At 37.4% G+C, this 13,848-nt stretch carries 10 protein-coding genes, 2 pseudogenes and 1 riboswitch; of the genes and pseudogenes, 1 reads left to right on the forward strand and 11 read right to left on the reverse strand.

Features of this window, described 5'->3' with window-relative positions:
- Positions 1–76: 76 nt before the first annotated feature.
- From HLX49_RS03675 to HLX49_RS03685, 3 genes are all read right to left on the reverse strand, one after another.
- The gene (locus tag HLX49_RS03675) at positions 77–1,423 is read right to left on the reverse strand and encodes an aminotransferase family protein (RefSeq protein ID WP_296360849.1); all 1,347 of its coding nucleotides are present in this window, start codon (positions 1,421–1,423) and stop codon (positions 77–79) included.
- A 679-nt stretch (positions 1,424–2,102) separates the two neighbouring features.
- Positions 2,103–2,474, reverse strand: coding sequence for a hypothetical protein (locus HLX49_RS03680; RefSeq protein WP_296360850.1), 372 nt, complete (start codon positions 2,472–2,474; stop codon positions 2,103–2,105).
- A gap of 84 nt (positions 2,475–2,558) precedes the next feature.
- A complete protein-coding gene (locus HLX49_RS03685; RefSeq protein ID WP_077702441.1) occupies positions 2,559–3,056 on the reverse strand; it encodes a GNAT family N-acetyltransferase in 498 nt (165 codons plus the stop codon).
- Between the two features lie 152 nt (positions 3,057–3,208).
- On the opposite strand from HLX49_RS03685, the pseudogene HLX49_RS03690 reads away from it, so the two are divergent.
- Positions 3,209–3,412: pseudogene (locus tag HLX49_RS03690) on the forward strand (IS3 family transposase); the annotation flags it as partial.
- Between the two features lie 137 nt (positions 3,413–3,549).
- Here HLX49_RS03690 and yidC read toward each other — a convergent pair.
- From yidC to thrS, 8 genes and pseudogenes are all read right to left on the reverse strand, one after another.
- Positions 3,550–4,350 carry a membrane protein insertase YidC gene (gene yidC / locus HLX49_RS03695; protein ID WP_296360851.1) on the reverse strand — a complete coding sequence of 267 codons (801 nt, stop codon included), beginning with the start codon at positions 4,348–4,350 and terminating at the stop codon, positions 3,550–3,552.
- Positions 4,296–4,670 carry a hypothetical protein gene (locus HLX49_RS03700; RefSeq protein WP_077702439.1) on the reverse strand — a complete coding sequence of 125 codons (375 nt, stop codon included), beginning with the start codon at positions 4,668–4,670 and terminating at the stop codon, positions 4,296–4,298. The genes yidC and HLX49_RS03700 overlap by 55 nt, the downstream gene beginning before the upstream one ends.
- A gap of 215 nt (positions 4,671–4,885) precedes the next feature.
- Complete coding sequence (locus HLX49_RS03705) at positions 4,886–7,036, reverse strand: TRAP transporter permease (RefSeq protein ID WP_296360852.1); 2,151 nt, start codon at positions 7,034–7,036, stop codon at positions 4,886–4,888.
- Positions 7,037–7,161: 125 nt separating this feature from the next.
- Positions 7,162–7,629 (reverse strand): DUF1850 domain-containing protein, encoded by a 468-nt coding sequence (locus HLX49_RS03710; RefSeq protein WP_296360853.1) that lies wholly within the window; start codon positions 7,627–7,629, stop codon positions 7,162–7,164.
- Between the two features lies 1 nt (position 7,630).
- Positions 7,631–8,626 carry a TAXI family TRAP transporter solute-binding subunit gene (locus HLX49_RS03715; protein WP_077702436.1) on the reverse strand — a complete coding sequence of 332 codons (996 nt, stop codon included), beginning with the start codon at positions 8,624–8,626 and terminating at the stop codon, positions 7,631–7,633.
- Positions 8,627–9,047: 421 nt separating this feature from the next.
- The gene (locus tag HLX49_RS03720; protein ID WP_296360854.1) at positions 9,048–9,761 is read right to left on the reverse strand and encodes a response regulator; all 714 of its coding nucleotides are present in this window, start codon (positions 9,759–9,761) and stop codon (positions 9,048–9,050) included.
- An 87-nt stretch (positions 9,762–9,848) separates the two neighbouring features.
- Complete coding sequence (lhgO, locus tag HLX49_RS03725) at positions 9,849–11,036, reverse strand: L-2-hydroxyglutarate oxidase (RefSeq protein WP_296360855.1); 1,188 nt, start codon at positions 11,034–11,036, stop codon at positions 9,849–9,851.
- A gap of 374 nt (positions 11,037–11,410) precedes the next feature.
- A riboswitch (TPP riboswitch) is annotated at positions 11,411–11,513 on the forward strand.
- 533 nt (positions 11,514–12,046) lie between these two features.
- Positions 12,047–13,837 (reverse strand): annotated as a pseudogene (gene thrS / locus HLX49_RS03730) (threonine--tRNA ligase); the annotation flags it as partial.
- Positions 13,838–13,848 lie beyond the last annotated feature (11 nt).

The following is a 13,848-nucleotide window of genomic DNA, read 5'->3' on the forward strand; positions in this document are numbered from 1 at the left end:
GGAGTCTTACAGCACCTTATATAAGGGATAAAAGTATTCAGTATTCCATCCTTGTCATTAAAAATTTAGAGGAAAATTACTCCGCTTTTATTCCAAGCTGTTGCTGTACTTTCAAAATGGCTTCATAGATAGCTTCTACTAATTTATCCACCTGCTTCTGATTTATAATTAGCGGAGGGGCAAGGCAAATGATATTCGTATGGTCATACGTAACACTGCGACAAATAACCCCAAGTTCATGTAGCGCTTCTATTACTTTAGGAGCCACCTGTAGATTGGAGGAAAAGGGCTTATTCGTAGCCGGATTTTGCATCAGCTCAACTGCACCTAGTAATCCAACAAATCGGACGTCCCCTACAATTTCCAGACGATTTTTCACCTTTTTTAATCCATGTAAAAGCGCGTCTCCCATTCGTTTTGAATTCTCTACCAAACGTTCTTCTTTTATTATTGCTATATTTTTTAATGCGACCGCGGCAGCAGTTGGGTGTCCACTATAAGTAAAACCGTGAAATAGCGTACCAACAGATTTTTCCTTTAACACTTCATGTATGGGATCGGAGACAACAACCCCTCCAAGAGGGAAGTAACCGCTTGTCACTCCTTTAGCAAAAGTCATGACATCCGGAATAACATCCCAATTCTCGATCCCAAACATCTTCCCTGTTCTTCCAAAACCCGTAATCACTTCATCTGCTACAAATAGAATGCCATAAGCATTGCAAACTTCTCTTATTCTAAGGAAGTAGTCCTCAGGCGGTATAATAACTCCTCCTGCTCCTTGAACAGGTTCCGCAAAAAAAGCTGCAATTGTTTCTGGACCTGCTTCCTCAATCGCTTGACAAAGTGACTGAACGGCTTGTTCTGTCGTATTATTATAATGGGTGTCGACATGAAGAAAGTCTGTCATCATATGACCAGCCATTCCCCAAAATTCTGGAATTCCCGTTACACTTGTAGAAGCAGCAGCCACACCATGATAACTGCGTTTCAGAGAAATAATTTTTCGCTTGTTTGGTTTTCCTTGTATTTTCCAATAATGACGCACAAGCTTCACCGCTGAGTCATTTGATTCAGAGCCTCCTGATGTGAAAAACACCGCATTCAATCCTTCTGGAGTTATAGAAGCAATTTTCTCAGCGAGCCTGATTGCTGGTTCATGACTAAACGTGGAGAAAGCAGAACTAAATGCCATTTTTTTCATTTGTTGAGCAGCAGCTTCTGCCAATTCTACTCTTCCATGTCCGACATTTACATTCCATAGAGAAGAAACACCATCGATATATGTTTTACCAGTAACATCTGTTAAATAAATACCGTCCCCTTCTTTCATTATTACCTTCGCACCCTTCTGTTGTTGCTCTTGTATCGATGATGTTGGATGGATGAAATGCTTCTTATCCAACTCGGTCAAACTACGCATTGTTCATTCCCCCTCTAAAATATTTTAGTATATTCCATTTATATGGAATGCCCTATTTCTCCATACCTTTTCTTACTAATGCACAGAGAATAAAAATTAGAAAAACTCGGCTATTGCCAAGTCTGTATGGCAGTGGCCGTCGTTTTACTTATACGATAAAGCCCAAATTTTCACTTCCCTATCGTGCAAAAAAACCAGCCATAAAGACAAATGGTACGAAATTGTACTTTGTCCCTATAACTGGTTTCTACCTAATGATCCGCTTTACTTCAACAGTAAAGTCGATTAGATTTAGCAGCTTATCCATGTCAAAAGGTCTAGAGTCTTACTTTGCTTCGTCAACTTTTTTGACTTAATTTTCATTTAGCCTTTTATACATAGTATTCAATTTTAATAATTTAATTTTACCGAAAATTCAATCAAGATGCAATGATAATTTTTTATTTCTCGTAAGTCACTTGGCAGTTTGTTGATAATTTATAAGCACCCAAACTAGTCGGCGTCGTCAATAACTGACCACGCCTTTCACAGAAATCAAACGTACACATCGCATGTGTACACTCCCATATCGTCTTTTAGAGATGTCTTTGATCAAAAACATAACTACCCAAGTGCTGATAAGAGTTTATTACGTTTAAAACAAACATCCATAAATAGCTTTCTATACCAACCAATGGCTTCAATTCTCTTCTCGTCCATAACTTTTTTCTTCTTGAAGATTACTGACCTGGAAGCCTACGAAACTTGAAGACCCTACCCCCAATAGATGGTTTAAAAATTCCATTGTTTCAGAAGCGTTACTTTCCTTTTGCTCTTGCGAACTAACATTTTGTTGCAACTGATCTTTACTTACTTCATCTGCAATTAAAATCCTCTTACCGTCAGCTAACACCAAATACGTTTTTGTGCGTCCGTTAACTGTTACAACTTCTACCTTTCCATCCCTTTTCTCTTTTTCATTATTTCCATCTTTCGAATACAATGTCTCTTCTTTATTTTTTATTCCATTATCCCAAAACATTAATGACCTATTTACAGCATTTATGTTCATGTCACACCTCCATGTTTTTGTAGAAATTGGCACAACGCTACCTATTAAACTGTTAATAGAAGAATTAAAAATTACACACCAATATTATATCAATTTTTCATATAAAGAGAACTCCTTTTCCCCTTCTTTTTCTTTTCCTACAAAGTTGAAGCCGTATTGTTGATAGAACCGATTTAACCCCGGATTCTCCGCAACGCAATCCAATCTAAGCACAGTCTCTTTATCTAAATGGGACACTATCCAATCTATAACTTGTTTTCCGATTTGTTTTCCGCGATAATCTTGATGAACAGCCAACCGATGTAAATAACAGGCGTTATCCTTTCTTTCTCCCCATACCTTTATATCAAATTCGGTTTGAGTAAAACCAAGGTAAAATGTAGCAACAATTTTATGATTCATTTCTGCTACATACATTGTCCCTTCCTCTATATTTGCTTTTATTTCTTCATCTTGATCGTCTGCTAACAGGAATTCCCACTGATTAATTCCTTGTCTTTCAATCCAACGTGCAGCTTCCATTAAGATTTGTTTTATATCGTCTATATCTGTTGTATTCGCCTTTCTTACTGATAATCCCAATAGACGTGCTCCTTCCTAAATAAAAAATAATTTTTCATAATAATAGCATACATTTAATTTATTGAAAATCTATATAAGTTTCATATGAAATACAATGTAGGCCTCTTAACCAATAGAACGGTATAAGAAATTGGTAGGTCCAACCGAAGCGCTCTGCCAACAACGCTTCGATGGAGAATTTTTTTGGCATTTTAAAGCAAGAAATGTATTATGGAGAAGAATTAGTAAAATATGAAGAATTAAAAAGACGGATTGAAGAATATATCTACTGGTACAACCATGAACGTTCAAAAGGAAAATTGGCTGGATTAAGTCCAGTAGAATACCGAACTCAATCCAGCCAATCAGCTGCATAATAAAAACTCTAACTTTTAGGGGTAACCACCGAAGCGATTTGGTCTTTTTTTATTATATTAACAAAGCATGGCTTATCGCTCAAAGCAATTAGCTACTTCAGCAACCATTAATAATACAAATAGCTTACTGTAAAAAACTACGATGATGTCGTTTCTAACTTCTCCATTGCATTGCCTTTATTGCTTAAATGCTCACGATAATATAGCTTTTTAGCAACTAAAGTTTGTATAACAAGAACTGTACCACTAACTGTCCAATACAAAGGCAATGCTGCTGCTGTACTAAAGGAAATAAAGCCAATCATAATCGGGGAAATCAACCCCATGATCGCCATTTGTTTCTTTTGTTTCTCATCCATACCAATTAATGAAAAACGGGATTGCAAGAAATATACAGCTGCTGCAATAAATGGCAAAATAATATCCACTTCTCCCAAATTAAACCATAAAAAGGAGTGTGTCGCTATTTCTTGCGAGTTTCGAATAGCATGATAAAACGCAATGACGACAGGGAATTGGAGCATTATTGGCAAACATCCCATCGAACTAATTGGGTTAAATTCGTGCTTTTGGTACAACTGCATCATTTCTTTTTGCATAGCTGCTTTTGCGCTAGCATCCTTTTTATTTTTATATTTTTGTGAAAGAGCGTCCATTTCTGGTTTCATTTCTTTCATCTTTGTTTTCATTTTTGCCCCTTTTTTCATTTGACTAAATGCAAGTGGCATGAGCAACAAGCGAATGAGTATGGTTATTAACACAATGGATAAGCCATAATCATTCCCAAACAAACTAGCAACATATTTTATCATGTGCGGAAATGGATTTTGAAAACCCATCATCCCACCGTCTGCCTGACACCCCGTCAGCAAAAATAGCAAACCTAAACTAATAACTCCGTATTTCTTGAAAAATGTGAATATAAAATGATTGTGCATTTTTTTCCTCCTCGTTGTAATACATTTTGGCTTTTTAACGAGAAGAAAGAGTGATCTGCATCATCATCTGGAGAAGTAATTCGGTTCGCTTTTTTTACAACCCATTGGAAAATTTCATCACACATGCCAAATAACTCTTGGATTGGTAATAAACGATAGCGTTCATTATGGTATTCTCTTATTTGTAGATAGCGAGATTCCATTATATGTCTAGGCTGAATAGCTGTAAACGAATAGGCTGATGACAACGTAAAAAGGATGCTTAAATAAAAATAAACGGGAGAAGCATCATTCATCAGTTCATTTAGCAAATCAATCATTTTATATTCACCTCCCTATCTGCCTTTAACTTCTCCTATTATAACATAAGATGCAAGCACCTTTGATTATTAGAAAAATTTGGCTTGTCGCCAAGTCTAAACCAAAAATTTTATCCTCTCCTATAGTGGGAGAACATTACATGTCGCTTTAGATGAATAATTAAAGTATGAATTCAACATGTGGATTTTGAGAGAAACCAATAAATCGAAACTTTCTAACTCACATTTTCTGACGCCGGGAGTCCATTATTCCTCTTTAAACTTATTACTAGTACAAAAAGCAAAGCAACGAGCCCAGCCATATCTGTCCACAATCCTGGATATATTAATAATAAAGCTCCTATCGTAGCAATAATTCGAATATACCAAGCAAGCGGGCGCTTAAAATAACCTTCTACAGCTACAGATAGTAAGAATACCCCTGTTAATGAGGTCGCCATTATAACGAATATATTCCGAATAGTTGCATCCATCATTAACATTTGATTAGAAAAAACAAACATAAACGGTACAATAAAACCTGCTATGGCTAGTTTCATTGCTTGAAACCCTGTTCTCATCGGCTCTCCACCACTTATTCCTGCACCTGCAAATGCAGCCAATGCCACTGGAGGGGTAATATTTGCAAATATTCCAAAATAAAAAACAAACATGTGGGCAACAAAAACGGCTGATTCACCTGCACCAGTCAATTCACGGAAATATGGTAATTGTAACAGAATAGGAGCGGCCATGGTACTCGTAATAATATACGTTGGTATACTTGGAAGACCCATTCCCAATATAATAGAAGCTATCATAGTTAAAAATAATGTAATAAGCAGTTGAAAAAGTGGACTTTGGATCAAATCCCCAATACTAACAATAGAACTTGCAATTTCCAAGGCCACACCTGTTAAAGAGCTTATACCTACAATTATGCCAACAGCTCCACATGCTACGGCTACTGGAATTGTTGTTCTAACACCATTTTCTAATGCATCTACAAAATCCCTCACATGAATTTCTTCCGCTTTTACTTGTGCCTGCTTACGTATCAAATTGATCACCAATGGAATGATAATAATGCTTCCCAACTCGAACCAATTGTCACGTAATTCTGGTATACTCGCACCTACCAAAACTGCAACAATTTGCGGTTCAAACAAGAGAAAAAGTGAAACAGCACCGCTAATAAATAACATTCTCCCAGTCCCGGTAATGAGAACTGTAGCTATAATTGACCAAAAAGCTGCATAAAAAGGTGTCTTCCCACTAAATAATAAATACAAAAGAATGATCATTGGAATCAAAAGATGTCCGCGCTTCATTAAAACTGTCTTCACAGTGGGTAACTCATTTTTGTCTAACCCTTTTAGCTTAAGTTTTGAAGCTCTAATATGAACTTGTAATAAAACTCCAAAATAAAATAGCAATGCTGGAATAATTCCCGCTAGAATGACAGTAGTGTACGGAATCCCTAGATTTTCTGCCATAATAAAGGCGGCCGCCCCCATAATTGGCGGCAAAATTTGTCCACCTACACTAGAAGCAGACTCTACAGCTCCAGCAAAATTTTTATGATAGCCAACTTTTTTCATAAGTGGGATGGTAAAGGCGCCTGTTGTTACAACATTTGCAATAGCTGATCCGTTAATCGAGCCTAGAAAACCACTAGCTAAAACAGCAACTTTAGCTGGTCCACCTTTGGTATGACCCGCTACAGCCATGGCCATATCGTTAAATAATTGCCCCATACCTGATTTGCTTAAAAATGCGCCAAACAGAATAAATAATATAATATAGCTAGCTGATACACCTATCGCAGTACCTAACACTCCTTCTGTAATGTAAACAAGATGGGCTATAATCCCACTTGAAGCATTTATAATAATGTCCCACGTCAATTGAGGGTAGATAGAGAGTTTGACATAGAATCCATAAACAAGAAAACCGAAAGCTAATAATGTTAGCCCCCATCCGGTTACTCTCCTCGTTATTTCAAATAATACGATAATAACGACCATTCCTACATACACGTCTATATGATTAATTTGCCCGCCTGACTCAATAATCGTAGTTGCTGACACCAACATATAGATTCCTAAAACGAGCGATGCACCTGCTAACATATAATCATATATTGGTATTTTGTTTCTTTTTTTCTTCTTTGTTATAGGATACAATAAAAATGCTAGCATCATTAGTGTGTATAGATGAATACTACGTTGTTTTATATCAACAAGCGCACCTGCATAGGATGTGTAAAGATGAAAAATCCCTAAGGCTACAGCTATTCCAACAAATAGTATCCGAACACCTCTAGGTAAATGCGTACGTACGTTACTTTCTCTCTCGTAATCCCGTAGCTTATCTCCACCGCTCATTTTTTCACCTCACCATTCTTTATTGGGGACAGACTACTAAATATTAGAAGAACTTGGCTTGTCGCTAAATCTATCGCGAAAAACGCCGTCAATTATCTTATAATATAAACACCAAAAATACTTTCCTATAGTGCAAAAAAAGGAACACGTTCCGTTTTAATAACATAAGGAGCATCACTAGCTGCCATTGGATAATACTTCCCTTTAAAGATAAACTTATAATGGTTTATTTCTGTAGCGCGAACCACTAGCTCACTCCCAATTTCTCGATGTAAATCTACAACTAACCAGCCGTTTTTCTGTTTGATTACTTGTTCTGTTATTGCAGGCACCCCTGCTCCAAACGTTTTAAACTTTGTGGATTGTAAAAAAATTTGACAATTATTCACTCGAAATTTTTCTATCCATTTTTCTTTTTCAACGGAGTGCACCCATTTCAACGCAAACGTACCCTCACTTTCAGGAAATGCATAAATAATAGCATCATTTTGTAAAACAACAATGGCTCGCGTTGGAAAAAAGAGCATCCCAATAAAACTGACAACCAAGAAACATAAAATAAGCAAAACACGGCGGACATAACGTATCCTCACATTAGTCTACCAATCCCTGCTCTTGATAAAACTTTTTCGCTCCGGGGTGCAATGGTACTACTAAATCCGTTGCTATTTGATCTCTCTCTAAATATTTCAAAGCATGAATAGAGATCTCTTCACTCCCTAAATAATCATAATAGCGTTTCGTTAAATCATATACAATATCTTCATTTAAGTCAGGAGATACTGCGATTAAGTTCTGAATACCAACCGTTGTCACTTCCTCCGCTAGATTGTACATCGTCTCATCATTCGCTGGGATCGTAAACGATTTATAAAACGGATACTTTTCCATCAAAGTATTTGCTATATCTGCTTTTATTTCTACAAACACCACATCATTTTGTTGCATTAAATCTGTAATATTACTATTCGGGATACCAGAAGTGAAAAACGCTGCATCTAGATTTCCATTTTTCATTTCCTGTACACTATCAGCGTAACCTGTATGTGTAACTTTAGAAAGATTATCATAGGATAACCCCAGTACTTCTAGTACCTTCTGTGCGCTTTGTTCCACACCAGATCCTACTTTACCAACACCAACACGTTTCCCTTCCAAATCTTCCACATTCTCAATCCCGCTATCAGTAGTAGCAACAATTTGAACAACATTTTGATACATACCCGCCAGTGCTTGCACATCTACAGAGTTTCCATCAAATTGACCTGTTCCCTCTATTGCATCAAACCCAACATCGCTCATGATAATGCTCATTTGATTCAATCCATTCTGCATATTTTGAACGTTAGCAACAGATGCACCTGTAGATTCAACAGTTACATTATTTACAAATTCACTTTCTTCAAAAACTGGCTTCAAAGCACCTCCTATCGGATAATAGGTTCCGGATGTGCCACCTGTTCCAAAAACAATTGCTTGTGCCTCTCCATTGCTAGCCGCTGAATGATTATTTGCTTTATCACCTCCACTACAAGCTGCTAAATAAAACAGCCCTATAATGACCATAATAAGGAATATATATTTCTGCATAACTCCTCTCCCCCTCCATTGTTATGGTTCAAATGATAACGCTTCCAAGTAAAATGATAAATATTTTGAACATAATGTACGTTTTGGACATTTTGTTCAAAATATTTACTCCTAATTACACTGAACAAAGGCGCAAGAACCCGTTTAGAAACGTAGCGACTGGAACAAATCAACTAAAGTTTTAGGAAGCCTGGCACTAAAACAGGGATATGCCGACGCCCTAAGGCAAGCCGTTTTTAGTCGGCCTTCCTATTTAGCACGAACCGCTGGTGACTGATCGTAGGGCGATTTTGTGAAGTCGCCTAGTTGCTGGGTGCTGGAGCCGGACGTCGCTATTCCGCTAAATCGGTACCCAACAATAAATTTTATACTTTCTTATTCTTTTAAAAAAAGAGGGTGAAACCTATAATTATATGATGGATTAAGAGCTGTTTTTATTCACTTTACGCATGAGCTGATAACGATTTACAGGTCTGCCTACAGTTCCATACTGTAAGACAATTTCAACTGCACCCCCTTTTTCTAAATAATCTAAATACCTTCTTGCGGTAACTCGGGAAATTCCTATACAGGAAGCTGCTTCATCAGCTGAAATAGAACTATTTTTGCGTTCTAATAAGTTGGTAATTTGCTGTAATGTTTGCTTATTCAATCCTTTTGGAAGCGCATTTTCTTTATGGTTTGCTTCTGACCGCTTATTGATCCACAAGTCAATCATTTCTTGGTCAACTCTATCGTTGCCATAGAAATGAAAATGATAATCTCGATACTTGTTTAATGCCTCTACTAAACGACTATACTTAAATGGCTTTATAAGATAATCAAACGCCCCATGCTGCATCATATTGCGAACCATTTCCCTATCTTCTGCAGCAGAGATGACAATTACTTCCACATTTATATTGTGATGTCGAAGCGCCTTTATCGTTTGAATTCCATCTTGTTCAGGCATATAAATATCGAGTAATACGAGATTGGGCTGATAGATTTGACAATGCTCGACACCTGTTTTTCCATCTCTTGCAGTAGCGACAACGATGAAACCGTTTACTTTTTCTACCATCTTTTTGTTTACTTCCTGCACCATGGGATCATCTTCAATGATAACAACTTTTACCTCTGTATTTTTACACATTCGTATCCCCCTCTCTTCGGACTTGATCCCGAATTCGGCCCCTTGTGATAAAATTGTAAAATGAAGCTTTCCTATAGCGAAAAAAACTTATGATAATGATGCCCGTTCAGCTATCATCCTACCAATCTCTAGCGAAGCTGTTGCAGCGGGCGAAGGTGCATTGCAAACGTGGAGCACATTTTTTCCGGGTATAATAAAAAAGTCATCAAGTAGTGTTCCATCTCGAAGCATAGCTTGTGCGCGTACACCAGATGGAGCTTTTATCATATCTTCTGTTTGGATTTCTGGAATAAAACGCTGCAAACTTTTTACAAATAATGCTTTATACAAAGAACGCGACATTTCCATTGCGCCCACCTTTATATTTGCCTTTGCTAATCGCCAAAATCCTGGAAATAACAAAGTAGCTAGTGCTTCTTTCCTATCTATGTCCCACTTATTGTATCCTTCTTTTTTAAGACTCCATACTGCATTAGGACCTGCATGCACTTCACCATGAATTCCTCTCGTCAAATGTACGCCTAAAAATGGATACTTTGGGTCTGGTACTGGATAGACCAAATTTTTTACTACATAATGTTTCGTTGCTTTTAATGTAAAATACTCCCCACGAAAAGGGATAATCTTTACATCCGCTAAAATACCCGACTGTTTAACCAATTGGTCGCTATGCAATCCCGCACAATTGATAACCTTTCTAGCGATCAAAGATTGATGATTCGTATCTATCGTTACTTCAAATCCTTTCTCATTCATTTGATGTGCTTGTGTATTTAAAAACAACTCAACTCCTTGGTTTGCGAGTAACTCTACTAATTTATAAGCCACCTGTTGATAATCCACAATACCTGTTGTCGGTATATACAATCCTCCTTCTGCTTGAACATATGGCTCATGATCAATAACTTCCTCTCTTTGTAATTTTGTTATTTGTAAACCATTTTTACAACCTCGGTGATACAGTTGATCCATAAACGGTAGTTCTCGCTTTCTTGTAGCTACAATGATTTTGCCACAAACTTCATGCTCCACCTCATATTTTTGACAAAATGCAATCATAGAATTTCTACCCCTCACCGCTAATTGGGCCTTTAAGCTACCAGGTTTATAATAAATACCACTATGAATGACCCCACTGTTTCTCCCTGTTTGATGAGCTGCCCATGCTGCTTCTTTCTCCAATACGGCAATGGATGAATGCGGATGCTTTGTTTTCAGCTGCCATGCAGTTGCTAAACCTACAATACCTCCACCAATAATAATGTAATCATACATGCACGAATTCCCCTTTCCTTCCTTCAGTTAGGTCTCTCCAATCTGTATATTCAACATATTATCTTAATTAAATAATTATTTCGAATTAAACGAGTTTTTAAACTGAACTTAACAACTTGAAATAAAGCTAAAGCACAAACAACTGTGCAATTTCACAATCAACATATATTTTTCGAATCTCCATATACTATTTAGTATGAAATGGACCGAATAACCTTTTCGAAAACAATTTTAAACAAAAGCATATAGACTGCTATTTTCGATAGGGAAATGGTATTTACTGTGCAATTTAGTTATAAGCTTCAAACGAATTGGTTGTGAACTTTGACGTTCTATACTATAATTCACTATAACAAACTATAAAACTGCATAACTATTTGCACTAGGGGAGCTATTTTAGATGGCTGAGAGGATAATTTCTGACCCTTATTACCCGATCTGGATAATACTAGCGTGGGGAAGTGCAGTCAAAACCAGAGAGTACAACATACATAGTCTATTTGGTAAAGACTGCCTTCTTCACGAAAGCAGTCTTTTTTGTGGTCTAGGAAATTATAAAATTTTGCAGCTGTGGATAAACTAACTAAGTTATTTAGCCACGTCCGGCTCCAGCGCCCAGCAACTAGGCGACTTCACGAAATCGCCTTAAGCTAAGTCATCATCGGTTCGTTCTAAATAGGAAGGCCGACTAAAGACGGGCTTGCCGGAGGGCGCCGACATACTCCTGTTACAGGAGCATGATTCCTAAAACTTTCGTTGATTCGTTCCACTCGCTACGTTGCTAATCGGGCGCCCCGAGCCTTTGTTCTATGTGAAAACTTGTTTATAAAAGTTCAAAACGGGTTCCTTTGCTCTTGTAGCACAATTTCATCGCGGTACATTTATAAAACTATGATTCATAGAAGGAGGAAGAAAATTGAATAATCCATTTCATACTTGCCACAACAGTAGAATAGCTGGCTGTGATTTTGCCATTTATCCGATTACAGATCATTTTGTGGATGTTATTACAACACAAGCGTATATGGCACCTTTTGCATTTGTGCTTCTCTTATTTTATATCCTAATTTTTCATCCCGATTATCTATCTCTACTCTAATACCCTGTTGCTTCAATTTGATGGCTACTGACTTGCAATAGGCTTCATGCACTTTGGAAACAGGAATAATTTGCACTTGAACTGGCGCTAACCAGACTGGAAACGCCCCGGCAAAATGTTCCACTAAAATGCCAAAAAAGCGATCGAGGGAACCATAAATAGCACGATGGATCACAACAGGACGTACTTTTTCGTTACGTTCATCAATATAGGATAGATCAAAGTTCTCTGGCATTTGAAAATCGAGTTGGATTGTCGCACATTGATGACTGCGACCAAGTGCATCTTTAATATGAAAATCAATTTTAGGTCCGTAAAATGCGCCATCCCCCTCATTTAACTGATAAGGAGCCTCTAATTCTTGTAATACATTTTGCAATGCTTGTTCAGAAGACTGCCATAGATGCTCCTCTCCCATTGACTTTTCTGGACGGGTAGAAAGCTCGACATCATATGTGAAACCAAATGTTTGATAAACCTGATCAATCAACTGAAACACTTGCGCAATTTCCGCTTCTATTTGGTCTTTTCTAACAAAAATATGCGCATCATCTTGACAGAAAGTACGAACCCGAAGTATCCCATTTAAAGCTCCACTGTATTCATGACGATGTACTTGACCAAATTCGGAAATCCGTATTGGTAAGTCTCGATAAGAATATAGATTATTCTTGTACAGTAACATATGGCCAGGACAATTCATTGGCTTCATCGCAAACTTTGTCTTATCCACTTCCGTAAAATACATATTTTCATGATAATGATCCCAGTGTCCAGACTGTTCCCACAAACGCTGGTTCATCATTAATGGTGTCCGTACCTCATCATAATTCGCTTGTGACTGCACCTCTCGAGAAAAATTTTCTAATTCATTGCGAATGATTTGTCCCTTAGGTAAATAAAATGGCATCCCAGGCGCTTCATCGGAAAACATAAACAACTGTAATTGTTTGCCTAATTTACGATGATCCCGTTTCCTAGCCTCCTCTAAAAAGTCAAGATGTGCTTTCAATTGAATTTGCTTCGGAAACGCATAACCATATATTCGCTGAAGCATCATTTGATTACTATCACCACGCCAGTATGCTCCAGAAACATGTGATAGTTGAAATGCCTTTATATACCCTGTACTTGGCAGATGAGGACCACGGCAAAGATCAACAAACTCTCCTTGACGGTAAATGGTGAGCGCTTCAAGCTCTTTCATATCTTCTAAAAGCTCCAACTTTAATGGTTCATTTCGCTTTGTAAATAGATCCATTGCCTCCTCATAAGTTATTATTTCTTTTTCTATTGGTAAATTTTCATGTATAATCGAGCGCATTTCCGCTTCAATTCGTTGTAAATTATTTTCGTTCCACGTCTCTTCTAACCTAAAATCATAATAAAAACCGTGCTCGATCGCTGGTCCAATGCCGAGCTTTACGTTTGGATACAATCTTTTCACCGCTTGTGCTAGCACATGTGCCGTAGTGTGTCGTAATACCTCAACACCTTCTTTTGTTTCCAACGTATAAAATTCAACGGTAGCATCGTTCATCAATTCATAGCTAACATCTACCATCATTCCATTTACTTTAGCTCCAACTGTTCTTTTACCTAAACTGGAACCAATCGATGTAGCAACCTCCTTTACAGTAATACCTTGTGTGCATTCTTTTACTTTTCCATCTTTTAATTGTACTTGAATATGCGATTTCAAGATCAGCAACC

This window comes from Virgibacillus sp. (genome assembly GCF_013393565.1).
GTDB classification, from domain to species: domain Bacteria; phylum Bacillota; class Bacilli; order Bacillales; family Amphibacillaceae; genus Virgibacillus; species Virgibacillus dokdonensis.

Excerpts from the sequence above, each read along its gene's own strand:
- HLX49_RS03680 (WP_296360850.1), bottom strand. The coding sequence starts at position 2,474 with ATGAACATAAATGCTGTAAATAGGTCATTAATGTTTTGGGATAATGGA.
- HLX49_RS03675 (WP_296360849.1), bottom strand. The coding sequence starts at position 1,423 with ATGCGTAGTTTGACCGAGTTGGATAAGAAGCATTTCATCCATCCAACA.
- yidC (WP_296360851.1), bottom strand. The coding sequence starts at position 4,350 with ATGCACAATCATTTTATATTCACATTTTTCAAGAAATACGGAGTTATT.
- lhgO (WP_296360855.1), bottom strand. The coding sequence starts at position 11,036 with ATGTATGATTACATTATTATTGGTGGAGGTATTGTAGGTTTAGCAACT.
- HLX49_RS03705 (WP_296360852.1), bottom strand. The coding sequence starts at position 7,036 with ATGAGCGGTGGAGATAAGCTACGGGATTACGAGAGAGAAAGTAACGTA.
- HLX49_RS03715 (WP_077702436.1), bottom strand. The coding sequence starts at position 8,626 with ATGCAGAAATATATATTCCTTATTATGGTCATTATAGGGCTGTTTTAT.
- HLX49_RS03700 (WP_077702439.1), bottom strand. The coding sequence starts at position 4,670 with ATGATTGATTTGCTAAATGAACTGATGAATGATGCTTCTCCCGTTTAT.
- HLX49_RS03720 (WP_296360854.1), bottom strand. The coding sequence starts at position 9,761 with ATGTGTAAAAATACAGAGGTAAAAGTTGTTATCATTGAAGATGATCCC.